The sequence below is a fragment of the Streptomyces sp. BL1 genome, from assembly GCF_057628045.1.
This window is the reverse complement of sequence record NZ_JBXYWZ010000002.1, coordinates 8,061,093-8,082,191: the sequence shown is the minus strand read 5'-3', so window position 1 is coordinate 8,082,191 and position 21,099 is coordinate 8,061,093. Positions and strand designations below refer to the sequence as shown.

General features: G+C 71.4%; 9 protein-coding genes. 1 reads left to right on the top strand and 8 read right to left on the bottom strand.

Annotated features, from left to right (window positions below):
• Positions 1 to 80 precede the first annotated feature (80 nt).
• From AC3AGO_RS35705 to AC3AGO_RS35675, 7 genes are all read right to left on the bottom strand, one after another.
• On the bottom strand, positions 81 to 362 hold the full coding sequence (locus tag AC3AGO_RS35705; protein WP_487824466.1) for a PqqD family protein: 282 nt from the start codon (positions 360 to 362) through the stop codon (positions 81 to 83).
• A 2-nt stretch (positions 363 to 364) separates the two neighbouring features.
• Positions 365 to 1,507, bottom strand: coding sequence for an asparagine synthase-related protein (locus tag AC3AGO_RS35700; RefSeq protein ID WP_487824465.1), 1,143 nt, complete (start codon positions 1,505 to 1,507; stop codon positions 365 to 367).
• Between the two features lie 1,019 nt (positions 1,508 to 2,526).
• On the bottom strand, positions 2,527 to 4,164 hold the full coding sequence (locus AC3AGO_RS35695) for an adenosine deaminase family protein (protein WP_487824464.1): 1,638 nt from the start codon (positions 4,162 to 4,164) through the stop codon (positions 2,527 to 2,529).
• A gap of 144 nt (positions 4,165 to 4,308) precedes the next feature.
• The gene (locus AC3AGO_RS35690) at positions 4,309 to 5,580 is read right to left on the bottom strand and encodes an aspartate aminotransferase type Ic (RefSeq protein ID WP_487824463.1); all 1,272 of its coding nucleotides are present in this window, start codon (positions 5,578 to 5,580) and stop codon (positions 4,309 to 4,311) included.
• A gap of 124 nt (positions 5,581 to 5,704) precedes the next feature.
• The gene (locus AC3AGO_RS35685) at positions 5,705 to 6,490 is read right to left on the bottom strand and encodes a hypothetical protein (RefSeq protein WP_487824462.1); all 786 of its coding nucleotides are present in this window, start codon (positions 6,488 to 6,490) and stop codon (positions 5,705 to 5,707) included.
• Positions 6,487 to 8,472 (bottom strand): class I adenylate-forming enzyme family protein, encoded by a 1,986-nt coding sequence (locus tag AC3AGO_RS35680; RefSeq protein WP_487824461.1) that lies wholly within the window; start codon positions 8,470 to 8,472, stop codon positions 6,487 to 6,489. The genes AC3AGO_RS35685 and AC3AGO_RS35680 overlap by 4 nt, the downstream gene beginning before the upstream one ends.
• Positions 8,469 to 19,946: an amino acid adenylation domain-containing protein gene (locus AC3AGO_RS35675; RefSeq protein WP_487824460.1), complete on the bottom strand. Its 11,478-nt coding sequence runs from the start codon at positions 19,944 to 19,946 to the stop codon at positions 8,469 to 8,471. The genes AC3AGO_RS35680 and AC3AGO_RS35675 overlap by 4 nt, the downstream gene beginning before the upstream one ends.
• A 368-nt stretch (positions 19,947 to 20,314) precedes the next feature.
• Here AC3AGO_RS35675 and AC3AGO_RS35670 point away from each other — a divergent pair, with 368 nt between their 5' ends.
• Positions 20,315 to 20,539 (top strand): MbtH family protein, encoded by a 225-nt coding sequence (locus AC3AGO_RS35670; protein ID WP_487824459.1) that lies wholly within the window; start codon positions 20,315 to 20,317, stop codon positions 20,537 to 20,539.
• Positions 20,540 to 20,678: 139 nt separating this feature from the next.
• Here AC3AGO_RS35670 and AC3AGO_RS35665 read toward each other — a convergent pair whose 3' ends face one another.
• Positions 20,679 to 21,053 (bottom strand): VOC family protein, encoded by a 375-nt coding sequence (locus AC3AGO_RS35665; protein WP_487824458.1) that lies wholly within the window; start codon positions 21,051 to 21,053, stop codon positions 20,679 to 20,681.
• Positions 21,054 to 21,099: the final 46 nt, after the last annotated feature.

Below are 21,099 nucleotides of genomic sequence, written 5' to 3'. Positions count from 1 at the left end.
GGGTTTTCAGCCCTCGTGGGCGTCCTCTCAGCACGATTCGGTGCGGTTGGGTGCGGTGGGTGCGGTTCGGTGCGGTGGCGTCAGGTGTCGGGGCGGGCGGCGGCGCGGTGGACAAGCTGGTTCTCCGCGAGCTGTCCTGCCAACTCCGCGAGGCCGTCGCGCAGTTCGTCCTCGCTCGCTTCGATCCGCTCGCCCAGGTGCCGTGCCGCCTCTTCCGCGGTGTCGTACCGCAGGGCGGCTTCCAGCATCAGCGTGGCCACCGGGTTCAGTTCGAAGTAGACGCCCTGTGCGCCGTCCAGTAGCACTCCGGCGCCGTCCGCGGGGTCGAAGGTGGTCTGTTCGGTGAGGTGGAGCAGCGGCATGGTCAACTCCTGTCCGCAGCACGGGTGATGACGGTCGTGCGGGTGACGGCGTCCTGTCCGGGGCCGGTCTTGACCTCCAGGTCGCGCAGGAAGAGCTCGACCATGGCGGAGCACAACAGGTTCTCTGCGTTGCGGCGGTGTGCCAGCGGGTCCGCGAGCACTCCGGCGAGCCGCGCCGAGTCCACGACGCCCGCGGCCGCCAGCCGGGATTCCGGGGCGCCGAGGAGCCGGGAGAGCATCTCCGGGTGCTCCAGGCACCAGCGCTCGTCGGGCGAGCCCAGCCAGGTGCGCCCGTAGTGCCGCCACACCTGCGGCGGGAGGCGGTGCGCCGCGGCCAGCCGCAGCACGGGCTTGTCCAGGGTGCGCCCGCCGTAGGGGATGAGCCGGTAGGCGTCGGGCAGCCGCGCCGCGAGCCGGCGCAGCGCGCGGCAGCCCAGCGGCTTGTCGAAACGGATGCCCCGCGGGCGCCAGAGTGCCAGGTTGAGGGTGTGCTCCTGCGGTGCGAAGTCCCCGCCGTACTCCTCCGGTGCCGCCCCCGGAAGCGGGGTGAGGAAGTCGCTGCCGAGCTCCACTTCGGCGTGCGCCTCGGGGTCGGCGTAGAGCGAGTACGAGCGCCTGGCGCTGCGCAGGAGGCGGCGCAGCTCCCAGCGGGTGGCCGCCAGGCCCTGGAGCATCCGCCACTTCTCCCGCATCCGTACGTCCCCGGCGACGATGTCGTGGAGTCCGTAGCGCAGCGGCCCGAAGAGCATGTCCCCCTCCAGCCCGGACAGCAGCACCGGTATACCGTCCGCGGCCACCCGGTCCGCGACGCGTTCCAGGGAGCGCAGCCAGATGTGGTTGTAGGGGTGCGGAAAGTCCCAGCCGCCGTCGGGGTGGGGGAAGTAGTCCTCCCCGGTGGCGCGTTCGACGGTCACCAGGGGAACGTCCAGCTTCCGGCACACCGCCCGGGCGCCTGCCGACTCGTCGGCCGCGGGGTCGTCAGCGCCCATGTGGTACGCCACGACGTCCGCGCCCTGTTCGGTGAGGGCGGCGAGCACGGTGGCGGAGTCGACCCCTCCGGAGAGCAGCATCCCGACCCTGCTTCCGGCGTACGGCCGCACTTCCTCCAGCAACAGCTGGTACGTGAGCTCCGCGTACTGCCTCAAGGGGGCACGTCGCGGCATGTCCAGGGGAAGGGGCCGCTCGAAGTACGCGCGCCTCCCTGGCTGTTCGGGCTCGCCCGGCCCTGTGCCGCCGCCCTCAACAGCCCCTGTTCCGCCGCATTTCAGCTCGGCGAGTTCCCCGGAGTGCAGGGTCCCCAGACCCGGATACACGAAGACGTCCTCGCCCCGGCAGCTGCGCCACAGCGTCTCGTGGGAGAAATCAGGAAAGCGTCCCCCCAGGAGATCCCGCGGGTCACTGGACCATTCCACCCCGCCGTCCGGAGCCCGCCGGAAAAAGACCTGATCCGGACTGCAGATACCGCGGAACACCACGGCTCCCTGCGGCCGGACGACACATCCCGACGCTTCCCCGGGGAGTTCTTTCAAAGCGGCGAACCGCCCGGCGCACACGTCCCGGACAATCCGCTCCACAAGCCCTGTCGCAATGGGCCGGGGAAACGGCCCGCAGAGCAACAGGGCGGCCCCACGCGCCGGTTGCGGCAGTCCCCCGCCCCCTCCCGGCGGCACCCACTGCACTGCCTCGTCCCCGCCGCGTCCACGCACCGCCCCGAACTCCCTTGTCCGGTACGGAATGTCTTCCCCCAGGCCCCCTGGGCCGACCCGTCCCGAGCATCCCGCCCAGTGCATGACTACCGGCCCAGAGGGGGAAATCACGGGGACTTCAGAGAATGTTCCCGTGCCCGAGCAGATCGGGTACGCCATGGCGCAGCTGCCCGGTCAGTTCTTCGATGCTGCCCATCCGCAGAACCACGGGAGGCACGTACTTCAGCATGTCGTCACCTTCTCTCTGAGAATCTTCCAGTCACGACACGGCCACCGTAACGCCGTTCCACGGGATCCGCTCCGCGAAATTGATTGACACGCCAACCACCGCGAACGGGCCTTTCCTGTGCGGGCATTGAGGGCTGCGCAGTACGCCGACGTGCCGGCTCGCGGCGAAGCACCCCGGCCGCGAGCCCGTCGCCGGGCGGGAGCCGCGTACGACTCCCGCCGGGCGTCCGTCACCCGTTGTCGCGCACGACGCGCTGCTCGAACTTCCTGAAGGAGTCCTCCAGTTGCCACTCCATCCGCGCCTTCGGGCTGGCGGTCAGGAGTGCGCGGCACGTGGGGCCGGGCCGGTTCGTACCGGGCTCGTCACCGCGGCAGGGGGCGGCCGGGGTGTAGCCGCGCTGGGCGGGGCGGGCCTGCCACAGGCTGCGGCCGGGGAGGAAGGCGTGCTCCAGGGAGGCGCGGGCCAGGTCCTTCAGCTCCGGATACGTCAGGTCGTACGTGGTGGTGGCGCGCTGGTACTCGGTGCTGATGTCGGTGCGCGAGATACCCGGGTCGTCCGTGGAGAGCACCACCGGCACGCCGGCCTTGCGGTACGTCTGGAAGGGGTGGTCCTTGCCGGACACGCCGAGGATCTGCGCGTTGCTCGTGAGCGGGGACTCGACGGCGATGCCGCGGCGGGCCATCGTACGCAGCAGCTGCCGGTAGTTGTCCTCGTGCTTCAAGTCGACGCCGTGGCCGATGCGTTCGGCGTGCCCGGTCCGTACGGCCTCGCTGATGTGGAAGCTGAGGTCCTCGGGCTTGGCCATGCCGGGGGTGAGCTCACCGGCGTGCAGCGTGAGGTGGGCGCGGGGGTACTTCTCGTGCAGGTAGTCCAGCATCCGCATGTGGAGCCGGTAGTTGCGCAGGGAGTTCTTGTCGTCCTCGGGCTGTACGGGGTTGACCGCGACGAACCGCTTGTCCCGCTCGGCCAGCCGCATGCCGACCTCCATCTGCGTGAACACCTGCTCGTTCGGCATGGCGCGGGAGATCTGGGAGATGAAGCGGACGGGTACGCGGCAGCCGGGCTGGGCCTCGGCTGTGCCGCAGTGCGCCGCCTTGCGGAAGTCGGCCTCGGTGCGGTCGGCTTCGCGCTGCGCGTGCCGTACGACGCGGTCGATGCCGCCGGACTGCAGCTTGGCGTGCATCCGGTCGAGGTTTTTGTCGAAGCCGGTCCTGTCGGCCAGCTTCTTGCCCTCGGCTTCGGCCGGGGTGACCATCGTCTCCAGGTACGACTGGTGCTGCGCGGCGGCCGTGTTGGTCACTTCGGCCAGCATGCGGCCGTTGTGCTCGGGCCCGGTGACGGCGCCGAACTTGCCGAACGAGTCGAAGAAGTGGTCGTGTCCCGACTCCCCCGGGCTGCCCTGCGGGAAGTCCTGCATCGACCAGGCGCGCAGCACCTTCTGCCGGAACGCGGAGTCGGTACGGGTGTCGGCGGCGGGCCGCGCCCCCTCGGGACACGGCGCCGGGACGGCCTTGGAGGTCTTGTCCTCGATGCACAGTCCGTCCTCGACGGCGAGCTGCATCAACAGCTCCGTCGAGACGGCGCCCGGCAGGTGGTTGTGCAGGTCGCCTCCCTTGGGAAGCGCCTTTATCAACGCGCGTAGCTTTTCCGGATGATCCTTCACTCTCTCCAGATGCCGGGCGACGCGCTGCTCGGTGGAGGTGGAAGTGGAAGCGGCGGACCGCTCCTCCCCCGGAGGCGCGGCGGCGGACAGGGCGGGCGGCAGAGTGGCGGCGAGGAGGCATCCGGTGCCCAGCAGCGTCAGCGCGCTGCGGGCGCCACGTCGGTGAATTGTGCGGCGACCGTGGCGGCGGTTCACAAAGATCATCGCGCATCATAGACATGACAGACCGCCGGATTGCAGCAACGGATTGATAACGTCCGCTACTCGTCCGTATGTGACGCCCCGTCAGGCCCTGCGACGGGGCGGACCGATGTACGCCCGCCCCGTCGCCGGACAGTCGGGGTGACTTCAGCCGACGCGCTGCTCGTAGCCCACCAGGCGTACGCAGACGGCGAGGCCGTGGATCGCCTGCTCCAGCTCGTCGAGGCCCGGGTAGCTGGGGGCGATCCGGATGATCGCGTCGCGCGGGTCGTTGCCGTAGGGGTGGGTGGCGCCGGCCGGGGTCAGCACGATGCCGGCCTCGCCCGCGCGGCGTACGACCTCCTGGGCGCAGCCCTCGGGGACCTCCAGCGTCACGAAGTATCCGCCCTTGGGCGAGGTCCAGGTGGCCAGGCCCGTACCGCCGAGCTCGGCGTCGAGGATGCGCTCGACGGCCGCGAACTTCGGCTCCAGCAGGGCGCGTTGGCGCTCCATGTGGGCGCGGAGCCCTTCCTCGTCCTGGAGGAACAGTACGTGCCGCAGCTGGTTGATCTTGTCGGGGCCGATGGAGCGCTTCTGGTTGTTCGCCAGCAGCCACTGCACGTTGGCGGGCGAGGAGCCGAAGAAGGCGACGCCCGCGCCCGCGGCGGTGATCTTCGAGGTGGAGCCGAACACGAAGGCACGGTCCGCGTGGCCCGCCTGGTCGCAGGCGGAGAGCAGGTCGGCGATCTCGACGGGCTCGGCGGTGAGGTGGTGGACGGCGTACGCGTTGTCCCAGAAGATCCGGAAATCGGGTGCGGCGGTGGGCATCGCCGCGAGCCGCGCCACGGTCTCGTCGCTGTAGGAGACGCCGTCGGGGTTGCTGTACTTGGGCACGCACCAGATGCCCTTGACGGCCGGGTCCTCGGCCACCAGCCGCTCCACCGTGTCCATGTCCGGCCCGTCGGCGGTCATCGGCACGGTGATCATGTCGATGCCGAACCGCTCGCACAGCGCGAAGTGCCGGTCGTAGCCGGGCACGGGGCACAGGAACGCGATCCGCTCCTGGTCGGCCCAGCGCTTTTCGGCGCCGGGCAGCACGCCGAGCAGGGCGTGGACGAGGCAGTCGTGCATCAGTTCCAGGCTGGAGTTTCCCAGCGCGAGCAGCTGCCCGGCCGGCACCTGCAGCGCCTCGGCGAACAGCGCACGGAGCTCGGGCAGGCCCTGCAGGCCGCCGTAGTTGCGTACGTCGGTGCCGTCGGCCGCGGTGTGCCGGCCGGTGCCGGGCAGGCTCAGCAGCGCGTCGGAGAGGTCGAGCTGCTCGGGTGCGGGCTTGCCGCGGGTGAGGTTGAGCGAGAGTCCGCGCCCCGCGAGGTCCTGGTACTCCTGCCGGGCCCCCTCCAGGAGCCCGGTCAGCGCGTCGGGGGTCAGCTCGGTGGTCATGGTGCTTCCTCTCGCGGGCGGCTCATCGGTGCTGCCTGGAGAGAATACAAACCGGCGCGGGGGCCGCCGGTGGCGGGAGTCGGTCCTCGCGGGTACGTCGTGGCTGGTCGGGCGGGCATCGTTGTCAGTGGCGCGTGCTGTGGACCGGCGCTGTGACGTGGTCCGGTGCGGGGACGTCGGCACACGTGGCGGCCGGGCTCTTGTCCTTCGCGAGGAAGATCGTCTGCGCCATCATCCGGTAGCCCGACATTCCCTCGCGCAGCGTCTCGATGGATTCCTCCGGGTGCACGGAGTCGATCACCGCGTTCGGGCCCACCGCGTTGAACTGGTGGGACACGCCGCGCGGGATCTGCATGTCCACCCAGGAGTTCGGCGGCACGATCACGTTGTACCGGTCCCGGTCGACCCCGGTGGGCGTATCGGGCAACGCGTCGGTGAACGCGTTCAGCGGGGTGGTCCAGCCCACCGCGGGGCGCAGGGTGATCGGGGACAGGCTGGAGACCCGGATGGTGGTCTCCGGGCCGGTCATCATCCGTACGAACCGCAGCCCGGTGTGCAGGTGCATGCGCGAACAGATGTCGCGTTCGGTGGTGTCGTAGAAGTCCATCAGATAGCGGTCGGCGAAGAAGCCCTCGAAGGGCGGCTCCACCATGAAGACATCGCCTTCCTCGAACTCCTGGGCCTGCTTGAGGTCACCGTCCGCGGTCGGGTTCGCCTCCTCCTCGCGGTGCTGTGTGCGGACCAGCCCGGCGAGTGCCTCGACCACGGCCAGAGCGGCTTCCGGCGGCAGCTTCACCACCGGGGTCAGCCGGTTGCGGTCGGGGTCCTGGTGCCCCCGGACGTCGAGGATCTCGTCCTCGTGGTCGGGGGTCTGCTTCATCCGGCCGGCTGTCTCGGTGCTCTGGGTCATGCAGTCGCTCCAGTGTGCGTGTGCGTGTCGGTGCTCGTGTGCGTGTCGGTGCTCGTGTTCGGTCCGGCATCGGGGCGGCGTGCCCACAGCACGCCGCCCAGGTCGTGTCGCCCGGCACGCAGTACCGAGCAGCCTGTGGTGGAGAAAACGCGCTCCCGCAGCCGGGCCAGCCGCTGCCAGCGGTCCGGTTCGCCGTCTTGGGTAGGGCTGTTGCCGTCTTGGGCGGAGCTGTCGAGGAAGGTCAGGAGGAGGCCCAGCGGCCAGGCGGGGCCGTCTGCCGACGGGCCGTGTGGGAGTACGAGGAACGCCCCGTCGCCGAAGTGGGTTTCGGTTCCGTACGGCACCGGCTCCCCCTCGTACCCGTGGCGCGCTGCCACTTCCGCGGCGAGTTCCGCGTGCACGGACAGGGGCCATTCGGTCAGCAGGGTGCTGCGCCAGCGGGCCTTGGCGCGGGACAGTTCCGTACCGCCGGACAGTTCCGTACCGTCCGACAGTTCCGTACCGTCGGACAGTTCCGCCTCGTCCTCGCTGTGCCAGTGCTCCCGCAGGAAGTCGAGGGCGCCGAGGACCGGTTCGTCGGCTGTCTGCGGGCGGGCGTCGGCCTGCGCGGCCAGCGCGTGCAGGCCGGGGTCTTCGGCTCCGGTGCGCAGGAGGTGGTGTGCGGTGGCCGCGGCGTGGTGCAGCAGCCGTTCGTAGCGTGCGGGGGCCAGCCGGCGCGCGGCGAGGGTCCGGCTCATCGCCTTGCGCTGGGGCTTGCCGGTGGATGTCGCCCGGAATCCGCCGAACTGGAGCGCCGCGGGCCGCAGTTGTGCCTGCCGGTGCAGGTCGCGTACGGCGTCGATGTGCTGGTCGGTGGCGATGAGGCCGACGTCCTGGCCGAGTGCGGGTTCGTCCACCGCGACTGCCGCGAAGCGGCCGGAGAGGCCCGCCTCGCGCCAGCCGTTCTCGATGTCGAGGGGGTAGTGCTTCTCCCCGCCCCGGTTGATGCGCTCTCCGGCACGCCCGCGCAACACCAGCAAACCGTCCCGCAGTTCGCCGAGGTCGCCGGTGCGCAGCCAGCCGTCGTCGGTGACCGTGGCGGCGGTGGTGTCGCTGTCCTGCCAGTAGCCGGTCATGAGGTCAGGGGTTCTGATCCACACTTCGCCGGATTCCAGGTGCAGTTCGGTGTCCGGCAGCGGCTCCCCTACGGGAGGTGTCTGCTCCAGGTAGTGGTGGCGGAAGGCTGTGTCGTCGAGCCGGGGCATGGTGAAGCTGAAGTTGACGGCCTCGGTCAGGCCGTAGCCCTGGCGCAGGCGGGGTCCGTAGCGGCGGTGGAAGCGGCGGGCGAGGTCGGTGGTCAGCGGGGCCGCGGCGGTGATCAGGTATTCCAGGCCGTCCGGCCACTCGGGGCCGGCCTCCAGCAGGTCCGCGAGCAGTGCGGGAACGATGGAGGCGGTCTTCGCCCCGGACGCGTCCAGCGCGGCGAAGTAGCCGGCGGGGTCGAAGGTGTCCTGGACGGTCAGGGGCGTACCGGTGAGATGGGTGCCGAGCAGGGACATCATCAGCGCGTTGCAGTGGTACAGCGGGAGGCAGGTGCCGTGCGGGCGGTCCGGCGTCAGCCCGTGCAGCTCCGCGGTCTTGGCCGCGTTGCCGACTGCGGCCCGGCGGCTGAGCATGACTCCCTTCTGCGGTCCTGTGGAGCCCGAGGTGAACATGATGAAGGCGAGGTCGTCCGGGGCCGGGTGGCGGTCGGGCAGGCCGGTGCGGTGCAGCCCGTGGACGTCCAACAGGGCCGTGGCGGAGACGCGTTCGGCGAGTTCCGCGACCGTGCGGTCGGTGGTGCGCGGGGGCAGCGGGACGGCGACGAGATGCAGGTCGAAGCAGGCGAGCAGGATGTCCGCCAGGGCGCGCCCGTTGGGCAGGCGGACCATCACCCGGGCGCCGGTGGGGAGTTCGGCGAGGGCTCCCGGGTCGGTGAGGGCTGCGGGGTCTGTGGGCTTCAACGCCGCCTCCTGAGCAGGTCGCGGAGCTGGACTCCGACGTCGTCCACGTGCTGCGGCTGCATCACGCGGTGGTGTGCGGCGGCGGTGTGCGCGACCGTCAGCCGGCCACCGACGTGGGGCCGCCACAGTTCGTGGTGCGGGGCCGCGGCCGGGGCGTCCGCCGCTTCGATGTAGGTGGTGTCCCCCGGGTAGCGCGGTGGGCGGTAGGCGCGCAGGAGCTTGTCGTTGTGGCGCGAGACCTGGATGACGCGGTCGATGTCGTCCTTGCCGAAGCGGGCGAACACGCTGCCCTCGCGGTGCAGCAAGGACGAGACGCTGTCGAAGTCGAGGTCGTCCACGGCGAATTGGCTGTCGTCGAGACCTGCGGCTGTCAGCAGCACCCGGTAGACCCGTTCGTCGTCGACGGGCGGCTGGGGTCCGGCTTCGGTGCCGGCGACCGTGTCCACCAGGAGCAGCGATCCGGCGGGCTCGCCGAGTTGGTGGAGCCGTACCGCGATGTGGTGGGCGACGAGTCCGCCGAAGGACCAGCCGACCAGGTGGTAGGGGCCGTGGGGGCGGACCGTACGCAGGAGGTCGAGGTAGCGCTCGGCCATGGCTTCCACGGTTTCGGGCAGGTCCGCCACTCCCCCGGGGCCTTCGGCCTGGATGCCGTGGACGGGGTGGTCGCGGTCGATGTGCCGCAGGAGGCCCGAGTACAGCCAGCTGATGCCGCTGAGCGGGTGGACGCAGAACACCGGTTCCGCCGTGCCGCCGGTACGGAAGGGCACGAGGTGCGTCGCGGGTGCGGGCTCCTGTGGTCCCTGGTCGAGCAGCCGGCTCAACGCCGCGGGGGTGGCCGCCTCGAAGACGTTGCGGAGGGCCGGTTCCAGTCCGAGCACCGTGTGGATGCGCTCGGTCAGCCGGGCCGCGAGGAGCGAGTGTCCGCCCAGTTCGAAGAAGTTGTCGCCGGGGCCGACCCGGGGCAGGGCGAGCACTTCGGCGAACAGTTCGCACATCAGGTGCTCGCGCAGGTTCTCCGGTGGCGGCGTGTCGCCCGTGGCGGCCCAGTCCGGTTCGGGGAGCCGGTCGCGCAGCAGTTTCCCGTTGACGCTGAGAGGGAGCCGGTCCAGGGCGAGCAGCCGGGCGGGCACCATGTAGTCCGGCAAGTGCCGGTTCACGTGTGCGCCCACTGCGGCCAGGTCGGCGTCGGCCGGGGTGACGTAGCCGACGAGGCGGCGGTCGTCGGCGCTGCGGTCGTGTACGGCGACGGCTGCCGCTTCGACGTCTTCGTGCCGGGCCAACGCGGCCTCGATCTCGCCGAGTTCGACGCGGTGGCCGCGGATCTTCACCTGGTCGTCGGTCCGTCCGTGGAAGTGCAGCGTGCCGTCGGCGCTCCACGAGGCGAGGTCTCCGGTGCGGTACATGCGCTGCCCTGCCGGGCCGAAGGGGTCGGGGACGAACCGGGTCGCGGTGAGGCCCGGCTGATGGAGGTAGCCGGTGGCGACGCCCGCGCCGGCCAGGTACAACTCGCCCCGTACGCCCGGCGGTACGGGCTGCATCCGGGCGTCGAGGACGTAGCAGCGTGTGTTCCACAGGGGCCGTCCCAGGGGCACCGTGGCGCCGTTCGCGTGGCCGACCGGGTGGGTGGTGGACCAGACCGTGGTCTCGGTCGGGCCGTAGCAGGCCAGCAGTGAGCGGGTGAGGCCGCTGAGCGTCGCGGCCAGTTCCGCGGGGACCGCTTCGCCCCCGATCACGGCGCGGATGTGGCGCAGTCGGTCCGGGCGGCGCGCCGCGAGGGTCTGCCACAGCGACGGGGTCGCCTGCATCACGGTGACCTGGCGCTCTTCGAGGAGGGCCGAGAGTGCGTCGGGGTCCCGGAGGGTGTCCTGGTCGGCGAGGACCATCGCGGCGCCGGTGATCAGCGGGAGGTACAGCTCGGGCTGGGACATGTCGAAACCGGCGGGCGCGGAGGCCAGCACCCGGTCGTCCGCGGTGACTTCGAGCTGCTCGCGCAGGGCGAGGAGGAGGTTGACCAGCGCGCTGCGGGGCACGACGACGCCCTTGGGCCGTCCGGTGGAGCCGGAAGTGTAGGTCACGTACGCCGTGTTGTGCGGCACGTGCGCCGGTTCCCGGTCGCCGGTGGTGACGGTGAGTCCGTTGTCGTCGCGTACGACCAGCAGGGGCCGGGCGTCGGCCAGGAGCGCCGCGGTTCGCTGTGGCGGGAGCGCGGGGTCGATGGGCAGGTAGGCGGCACCGATGGACTGGACTGCGAGCAGCGCTGCGGGCAGGTCGGGCTCGCGCCGCAGTTCCAGTGCGATCAGGCTGCCGGGGCCTGCGCCGCGGGCGCCGAGTTCGGCCGCGATGTGGTCTGCCCGCTCGGACAGTTCCCGGTAGGTGAGTGTGGTGGTCCCGTGGTGGAGGGCGGGTGCGTCCGGTACACGGCGTACCTGGGCGGCGAAGAGTTCGCTCACGGTGGTCTCGGGCACGTCGTGTGCGGTGGCGTTCCAGCGCCCGGTCATCCGCTCCCGCTCGCCGGGGGCGAGTACGGGCAGGTCGGCGATCGGGCGGTGCGGCTCGGCCGCCACGGCTTTCAGCAGGTGTTCCAGGCGGGTGAGCAGCAGCCTGGCCGAGGCGGGGGTGAACAGTTCGGTGTCGTACTCCAGCTCGCCTTCGACGCCGGCCTCGACTCCGTCGGGTGTGTGGTGCTGGCGCAGGCTCCACAGCAGGTCCATGCGGGAGGCGCCGCTGTGCGCGGTGACGGGCTCGGCGCGCAGTCCCGGCAGGTCGAACTGTTTGGGCGGGGTGTCCTGGAAGGCGAGCATCACCTGGAAGAGGGGGTGGGCGGCGAGCGAGCGCGGCGGGTTGACCGCCTCGACGACTTCCTCGAAGGGCACTTGCTGGTGGGCGAAAGCGTCGAGGTCGGTGGTGCGGACCCGGTCCAGCAGTTCGGTGAATGTCGGTGTGCCGCTCAGATCGGTGCGCAGGACCACCGTGTTGACGAAGCAGCCGACGGTCTCGTGGAGCGCTTCGTCGTGCCGCCCGGCCACGGGTGTGCCGATGGGGATGTCCTCGCCGGCGCCGAGCCGGTTGAGCAGCACGGCGATCGCGGCGTGCGTCACCATGAACACGCTGGTGCGGGTGGAGCGTGCGAGCTGGGTCAGCTGTGCGTGCAGGTCGGCGTCGAGGGTGAAGCCGACGGTCTCGCCGTGGTGCGCGGACACCGGTGGCCTGGCGTGGTCGAAGGGCAGCGGCAGCGCCTCCGGGACGCCGCGCAGTGTCTCCGTCCAGTAGGAGGTCTCGGCGTGCAGGTCGAGTTGTTGCTGCCAGAGCGCGTAGTCCGCGTACTGCACGGGGTGGCGGGTCCACTGCGGGGCTTCGCCGGCGAGGCGCGCCCGGTAGGCGGTGGACAGGTCTCGGGCGAGCGGGGCCAGTGACCAGCCGTCCGCGGTGATGTGGTGCAGCAGGATGAGCAGTACGTGCTGCTCGGGTGCCGTCTCGAAGAGGACCGCGCGGATGGGGAGTTCGGTGGCGAGGTCGAAGACGTGCGTTCCCGCGTCGGCGAGCCGGTCGGGCAGTTCGGCCTCCGAGGTGGTCACCACCTGGAAGGGCAACTCTTCACCGTTGCCGATGTGTTGGTGGGGTTCGCCGTCGATTTCGGTGACGGTGGTGCGGAGGCTCTCGTGCCGGGCGAGTACGTCGCCGAGGGCCGCGCGCAGGTGCCCGACTTCCAGGGGGCCGCTGAGCCGGGTGGCGAAGGACATGTTGTAGACGGAGTTGGGGCCGGCGAGGCGGCTGAAGAACCACAGCCTGCGCTGCGCGGGCGACAGCGGGATCAGCTCAGGCCGCTCGACGGTGCCGAGCCGGGAGCGCGGCGCGGCGGCCGGTTCCGGCAGTTGTCGTGCCAGGTCGGCGACGACGGGGGCGTCGAAGAGCGTGCGGATGCTCAGCTCGCAGCCCGTCTCGGTACGCACCCGGTTGATGAGGCGGGTGGCCAGCAGCGAGTGTCCGCCCAGGTCGAAGAAGCTGTCCTCCGCGCCGACTTCGGGGATTCCCAGCGTCTCCGCGAACAGTCCGCACAGGAGCCGTTCCCGCTCGTTCTCGGGCGGGCGGCTGACCGGCAGCGCGGACTCCGGCCGCGGCAGGGCCCTGCGGTCCAGTTTGCCGTTGACGGTCAGCGGTATCTCGTCGACCGGCAGGATGAAGGCGGGCACCATGTGCGCGGGCAGTGCCGTACGGGCGTACGCGCGCAGCTCGGCGGGTGACAGCTCCTCGCTGCCGACGGCGTAGCAGAGCAGCCGGCCGCCGTCGGAGTCCGTGTCGGCGAGCACCACGGCCTGTTCCACGGCCGGGTGCCGTTCCAGGACGCGCTCGATCTCGCCGGGCTCGATCCGGTAGCCGCGGATCTTCACCTGCTGGTCGATGCGGCCCAGGTACTCCAGCGTGCCGTCGGCCTGCCGTCGTGCGAGGTCCCCGGAGCGGTACATGCGGGCGCCGGGCGGGCCGGCGGGGTCGGCGACGTAACGGCTCGCGGTGAGCGCGGGCTGTCCCAGGTATCCCCGTGTCACGCCGGGGCCGGACACATAGATCTCGCCGGGGCAGCCCGGCGGGACCGGCCGCAGTGCGTGGTCCAGCAAGTGGAGCCGCAGGTCCGGCAGTTCGATGCCGACGGTACCGGTGGTCTCGTCGGGATCGGTCAGTTCCCCGTAGGTGGCGTGCACGGTGGTCTCGGTGATCCCGTACATGTTGACCAGCAGCGGGCGGCCGGGGCCGTGCCAGGAGCGGATACGGGAGGGCTCCAGTGCCTCACCGGCGAACACGACGCGCCGCAGCGCGGGCAGCGCGTCCGCACCTGACTCGGCCTCGGCGCGCATGAGTTGGTAGAACGCCGAGGGGGTCTGGCTCAGTGTGGTGACCTCCTCCCGGGCGAGCAGGTGCAGGAAGTCCTGTGGTGACCTGGCGACGTCGTCCGGCACCACCACCAGGCGGCCGCCGCGTCCGAGCGCCGCCCACAGTTCCCACACCGAGACGTCGAAGGCGTAGGAGTGGAACAGCGTGTGGACGTCGTCGCCGCCGAATCCGAAGCGGTCGTCGGTCGTGGCGAGGAGCCGTACGACGTTGTGGTGCGAGACGACGACGCCCTTGGGCGCCCCGGTCGAGCCGGACGTGTAGATCACGTACGCGGTGCTGTCGGGGTGCACGGTCACGCCGGGATCGTCCGACGGGTACGTGGCAGCCGGGTCGGTGCCGTCGAGCACGATCTGCGGCTGGGGCACGGGGAGTTGGGTGCTCGTCACGGTGAGCACGGGGCCGGCGGCGGCCAGCACCTGCCGTATCCGCTCCTCGGGATGGTTCGGGTCCAGGGGCAGGTAGCCGGCTCCCGACTTCAGGACGGCCAGCAGCGCGACCACTTGGTCCGTGGAACGTTCCAGCACCAGGCCCACCAGCCGCTCAGGGCCGGCGCCCCGGTCGATGAGGAGCCGCGCGAGGCGGTTGGCCCGCACGTTGAGCTCCTCGTACGAGAGGGTGCTGTCTCCGCAGGTGAGGGCCGGGGCCGTGGGGCGCCGGCGTACCTGGGCCTCGAACAGCTCGGGCAGCGCGACGCGTTCGGGGCCCACCGGCGTCTGCGCCGGCTTCTCCTGCTCGTCGGACAGCAGCAAGTCGAGGCGGCCCAGGCTCGCTTGCGGATCCGCGGTGATCCGGTCGAGCAGTGCGCCGAGCCGGTCGAGGAGGCGTCGCGCCGCCTCCTCGTCGTAGAGGTCGGTGCTGTGGTCGAGCCGTAGCCGGAGCCGGCTGCCGGGCATGGCGATCAGCGTCAACGGATAGTGCGTGCCGTCCCGCCCCTGGACGTCCCGCAGCTCCAGGCCGGGTACGAGGTCGTGGAGGGCGTCCTCGTCGATCGGATAGTTCTCGAACACCACGACCGTGTCGAACAGTTCGGCGTGTCCGGCGATCGACTGCAGGCGGGTCAGGTCGGCGTGCTGATGGTCCAGCATGGACAGCTGCTGGGCCCGCAGGTCCGCGAGCGTGTCGGCGACGGAGCGGTGCGGGTCGAGGCGGACCCGCACCGGAATGGTGTTGATCAGCAGGCCGACGATGGACTCCGCTCCGGGCACCTCAGCCGGCCTCCCGGAGACCGTCGCGCCGAACACCACGTCGTCGCGCCCGGTCAGAGCGCCGAGCAGCACCGACCACGCCAGTTGTACGACGACGTTCGCGGTCAGTCCGTACTGCCGTGCCACGGCCTCCACCCGCGCACTCGTGGCCTCGTCGAGCTCGGCCGTCAGCATGTTGCGGGCCGCGGCCGAACCCCGCCGGCCCGTCCCGCCGACCAGCGTCGGGCCGTCCACCGAGGACAACAGTTCGCGCCAGGCGGCCTCGTCCGCGCGGGCGTCCCTGGTGGACAGCCAGTCCAGGAAGTCGCGGTACGGCGTCGCGGGCGGAAGCGAACGCCCTGCGTAGAGCGAGAACAGCTCCTGGATGAGGACCGGCATGGACCAGCCGTCCAGCAGGAGGTGATGCGTGGTCAGCACGAAGGTGTGCCGTTCGCCGGCGCCGTGCAGCAGGGCCGCGCGGATCAGCGGAGGGTCGGCGAGGTCGAAGCGCCGCCTGCGGTCGGCGTCGAGGAAGAGTTCGAGGTCCTCGGGTGCGGGCAGCTCCTGCCACTCCACGGTGGCGTCCGGGACGACCGCCTGTACGGGGCGCCCCGAGGGGCTGTGCCGGACGGCCGCGGAGAGTTGGGGGTGGCGTTGCAGCAGTCGGTGGAGGGCGTCGCGCAGCGCGGCGACGTCCAGCGTTCCGTCGAGTTCGAAGACGAACTGGACGAGATACGGGTCGGCGCCGTCGTGGTCGTAGAGCGAGTGGAACAGCAGGCCCTGCGCCAGTGGGGGCAGGGGCAGTTCGCCCGACGCCCGGGCGCGGCCGCGCTGCGCCAGCGCCTCCAGCACCTCGAACCACCGGCCTGCGAGCCCGGCGATCTGTTCTTCGTCGAGGAGCTTCTGCGGCCAGGACCAGTTCGCCACCAGCCGGGGGCCTTCGGGGTGTTCGGCGAGCACGGCGTCGAGTTCGACGGTGTGGCTCATCGCCAGCCCGCCACCGTCGGACGCGCCGACCACGGTGGCGTCGGCCCGTACCGCCCAGTCGCCGTCGCCGCCGACGTCGAAGCGGCCCAGGTAGTTGAACGCGAACTGCGGTGCGGGCCGGGCGGCGAGCGCCGGGGCGCTCTGCGGGTTCAGGTGGCGCAGCAGACCGTAGGACAGTCCCTCCCGTGCCGCGTCCCGTACACGGGAGCGCACCCTGGCCACCGCGCCGTCGAGTGCCGTCGGGTCCGTACGCGCTTCCGCCCAGGAGCAGCCGGGGTCGAGCACCCCGGGGCACAGCGTGGTGAACCAGCCGACGGTGCGGGACAGGTCCACGTTGGCGGCGAACTCCTCACGCCCGTGCCCTTCGAGGTCCACCAGCAGCGCGTCAGGACCGTCGCGCCAGTCGGCGGCGGCCAGCGCGTACGCAGTCAGCAGCAGTTCGTGCACCGAGCAGTCGAAGGCCGCGGTCGCGTCGGTGACGAGGCGCGCGGTGAGTTCGCCGGCGAGGGTGGCGGTATGCCAGGCCCGGGTGTCCTCGGTGTCCACCGCGCCGTCCAGGGCGCGGTGGGCGACGGGCGGATCCTCGGGTGTCTCCTGCCAGCGGGGGAAGTCCTCCAGTACGGACGGGTGGTGCGCGTGGCGCGTCAGGGCCTTCGCCCACTGGGGGAAGGAGGTTCCCGTCGGCTGCAGTTGCGGGGTGTCGCCCTGCCGGACGGCTTCCCACGCGGCCCGCAGGTCGTCCTGGAGGATGCGCCAGGAGACGCCGTCGACGCTCAAGTGGTGCACCGTGAGGGTCAGTTCACCCGGCTGCCCGGGGCCGGGAGCCGACCAGTCGGCGCGCACGACCTGCCCGTGTTCGGGGTTGAGTACGGTGTCCGGCCGGTTCAGCTCGACCGTGACGCTGGGCCGCACTTCCAGAGCCCACAGGGTGCCCACTGTGGTCAGGGACAGCCGCAGCATGTCGTGGTGGTCGACCAACGCCTGTACCACCGCGCGTATCTGATCCTCCGTCATGCCCGCCGGGGTGCGTACGGTCAGGGACTGGACGAAGCCGTCGATGGGGCCGCCGCGTTCCCGCAGCCAGTGCATGATGGGCGTCAACGGGACCGTGGGATCGTCGCTGTCGCCCAACTCGATCCGCTGCCGCCCCGGTCCGGGCCCGGCTGTGATGCCGTCGGCGAGACCGGAGACGGTGGGGGTGCGGAACACGTCCGGGGTGCCGATGTCCAGACCGGCCCGCTGCGCCGCACCGGCGAGCTGGATCGCCTTGATGCTGTCGCCGCCGAGCTGGAAGAAGTCCTGATCGAGCGGCACTTCCGGCAGGCCGAGGACGTCGCCGAACAGTTCGGCCAGCCGCTGCTCGACGGGCGTACGGGCTACTCCGGTCGCCCCTGTGCCGCTGGTCGTGTCCGCGCTCCGGGCGGTGTGCGGTGCGGGCAGGGCGGCGCGGTCGAGCTTGCCGTTGCGGGTCAGCGGCAGTTGGTCCACGGCGACCACGGCCGACGGCACCATGTACGGGGGCAGCCGGTCCGCCACGCTGTCGAGCAGCCGCGTGGTGTCGCCCGAAACGGCCACGGTCGCGTCGCCCGACGCGTCCACGGGCGTGTCGCCGGACGCGGCCACATACGAGACCAACTGCCGCACTCCGGGCCGGTCCTCGCGCAGGACGGTCGCGGCCTGCCGTACGCCGGGCTCGGCCAGCAACGCGGCGTCGATCTCGCCCAGTTCGATGCGGTAGCCGCGCAGCTTGATCTGTCCGTCCGCGCGTCCGGCGAACTCCAGCTTCCCGTCGCTGTTCCAGCGGGCCAGGTCACCCGTGCGGTAGACGCGGGCACCGGGCGGCCCTGAGGGGTCGGGCACGAACCGCTCGGCGGTCGTCACCGGCCGGCCGAGGTAGCCGCGCGCGACGCCGACACCTCCGACGTACAACTCCCCCACCACGCCCGGCGGTACGGGCCGCAGCGCGTCGTCGAGTATCAGCACCCGCTTGCCGTCCAGCGGGGCACCGATCGGGACCGAGCCCGCGTCACCGCTCACTTCCCCGACGGGGTGCCGGGTGGCGAACACCGTGGTCTCGGTGGGCCCGTATCCGTTGACGACGGTGAGTCCGGGCAGCGCCGACCGTACGGCGCGCACTGCCGCGGGCGACACCACGTCACCGCCGGTCCACACCTGCCGCACACCGGCCAGGCACGCGGGATCCTCGGTGGCGATCAGGTTGAACAGCCCTGCGGTCAGCCACAGTCCGGTGATGCCGGTGGCGGCCGTGATCCGTGACAGCTCGGCCGGTTCCAGGCGTCCCGGCGCGGCGACGACCACCTCGCCACCGGTCAGCAGGGGCACCCACAGTTCCAGGTTGAACGCGTCGAAGGCGTGCGGCGAGTGCAACAGCACACGGTCCGCGCCGCCTTCGGACCACCACTGGTCGGCGGCCAGTCCGGCGAGGTTGCCCTGGGTGACCGCGACACCCTTGGGGCCTCCCGTGGAGCCGGACGTGAACATCACACACGCCAACGCGTCCGGGGCGACGGGTGTCTGCGCGGCCTCGGCCGGCGCCTCCGCGCTCCCCGCCCGTACGTCCAGCCGCCGCACACCGCGCTCGCATGCCGGCGCGACGATCTCGTCCTCTTCGGTCTGCCGCTCGGTGAGCAGCAGCCGCGCTCCCGCATCGGAGAGCACAGTCTCCTGCCGGGCGACCGCGTCGTCGCGCTGCAAGGGGACGTAGGCCGCACCCGTCTTCACCACGGCGAGGGCTGCAACCACCAGGTCCACCGACCGCTCCAGCAGCAGCGCGACGGTCTGCTCCGGGCCGGCTCCGGCCGCGGCGAGCTCCGCTGCCAACTCCGAGCTGCGCACGTCCAGTTCGCGGTAGGTCAGCCGCTCACCGGTCTCGACCGAGCGCACCGCGAACGCGTCGGGTACGCGGCGCACTTGTGCCGCGAACCGGCCGACGGCCGTGTCGCCGGCCGCGAGCGAGGTGTGGTCGCCGGTGCCCAGCGTGGAACTGCGTTGGCACTCCGTCGCTGTGGTCGCCGCGATCCGCGCCAGGGAGGTGTCCCGCACGGCCTCCGCCATCTGCCACAGCACATGCAGGAAGCGGTCGGCGACGTCCTGCAGCAACTCCTCGCTGTAATTGGAGGGGTTGGCGTCGAAGTCGAAGCGCAGCACACCGTCGCCACGGTCGTAGGCGACGATCGAGAGGTCCTCCGACGGCGGCGCCTGGAGATTGTGGGCGGTCGCCGTCGCCGGGCCGAACCGCAACGGCCGGTCGAAACGCTGGATGTTGAGCACCGGACCGAAGAACTTCCGGCCGTCCTCGGGGTATCCCAGTTCACGCCGCAGATGCTCACCCCGGTAACGCTGATGGTGGCGCACCTGCCGCAGTTCTCCGGCGACCTGGTCGAGCAGGTTCCCCACGGTGGCGGCCGGGTCGGCGCGCAGCCGCAGCGGCAGGACGTTGGCCGACATCCCCGGTACGTCCCGGGCGAGTTCGGGCGGGCGGCCCGCGGCCGGCAGGCTCAGTACGACGTCACGGCTCCCGGTCACCCCGTGCAGGTAAACCGCGGTCGCCGCGGTGAGCAGCCGGGTCCAGCGGTGCCCGAGCCGTTCCGCACCGGCCCGCAGCCCGGCGAACTCCTCCACCGGCAGCACCCGGGTCAGCCGCAGCGAACGCGCAGCGGGCGGGGCCGGGTGGGTGCCGAGGCTGAGGAAGTCGGGCCGCCCGGCCATACGGTCCAGCCACCAGTCCCGGTCCGCGGCGTGTTCGCCGCCGCCCCGGTACGCGGCCTCCGCATCCGTCAGAGCGCGAAGCCCGCTCCAGCCGCTGTCGGGAACTGCCTCTCCGTCGTGGAGACAGCTGTAGACCTCGGCGACGCGTTCGGCGAACAGGGCCATTCCCGCACCGTCGAGAGCGAGATGATGCGCCCGGTGGAACACCAGCGTGCGCTCGTCGGTGACGCGGAGCACGGCACCCAGGAACAACGACCCGGCGTCGCTGCCGCCGGCCTCGGCCATGCTGGCGCGCATCCACTCCTGTGTGGCAGCCTCCGGCTCCAACTCCCCCCGCAGATCCACCACTTCGACGGCATGGTCGCGGTCCTGTTCCGGGACGGGCCGCTGGACCGGCGCGGAATCCGCTGCCTCGGCAAGCCGTACGTTGAGGGCCTCGCAGTCGGCCGCCGCTCTGGTGACGGCGGCGGCCAGGAGGCCGGCCTCGACGGTGCCGTCCAGGACGAGGTACTCGGCCTGCTGATAGGCGCCGGGCGAGCTGAGCCCTGCCTGCTCCGCGAGCCATACACCGAGTTGAGCATCGGAAAGTTGCAGTCCAGGGCAGTTTTCGGGCACGAGAAAGAGATCCCCATCGGTCTTGCCGGTGCTGCACGGGCGATTGCCGTCGAACGTCGTGGTCTTGATCAAGAAGCGGTCCGCACCATCGAAACACGACAGGCAATGAACAAGTAAAGACACGGCAATATGATCTGGCTCACGATCAGTTGGGTCCCGTGAACATGCAGGTGACGGGGATCAACATGCCGGTTACAGAGACCGGGGACCTGCTCTAAGGTAAAATCTCCAAGCACGTTCACCGCAGACCATGCGGCGTCCCCTCGGCCATCTCGACGTCTCCGGCGGCTGGTTCGCGCCGCTCCGGCCCACGGAATGGGACACCTCGCGCCCTCCCGTACCGACGATTGGGAGAGCGAGGGCCGCTTGGGGCCTCCGGCCCGGCCTGCGCGGGTCACGTGGCACCGGAAAACAAGACTTCACCGAGAAGGAGCGACCGGATGAGCACCAACCCCTTCGAGGACCCGGACGGCACCTACGTGGTCCTGGTCAACGACGAGGGACAGCACTCCCTGTGGCCCGCGTTCGCCGACACTCCGGCCGGCTGGCACACCGCCCTCGGCGAGACCGACCGCGACTCGGCACTCGAATACATCAACACCAACTGGACCGACATGAGGCCCAAGAGCCTCGTCGAGGCCACAGAGGGATCCGACGCGGCCTGACCTCCGGCCCGGCCCGGCCCGCTGACTCGGACGGTCCGAAGGTGCTCGTCGCGTTTCTCCAACGCCCGCTGGGGCAGCGAGCGTTGGGGATTCGACGGCGGCCGCGCGCTGCTGGGCGCAGCCCCCTCCGCCGGGGCGGTCAGCCGTGGCTGCCGGTGTCGATCACGCAGAAGAGGTTGTCGTCGGGGTCCGCGAGGACGACAAAATCGGCGTCGTCCGGGTAGCTGTCCCAGTCCACCCGGCGGGCGCCGAGGGACACCAACCGCTCGACCTCGGCAGCCTGGTCGGCCGCGTTCCCGGCGTACAGGTCCAGGTGGATACGCGGGCGCTCCTGCGGCGGGGTCTCGCTCAGCCCGAGCGAGATCTGGACGCCGGGCTCGCCGCCCTGGGGGACGAGTACGACCCAGTCGTCCTCCATCTCCTCGCGCGGCACATACCCCAGGGCCCGCGTCCAGAACGCGGCCGCGCGCGGCACGTCCGAGACTCCCAGCACCACCGAACCGACGCGCAGCATGCGGAGATTGTGCCCGACGGGGTCGTTCCGGCACGGGAGTTCGTGC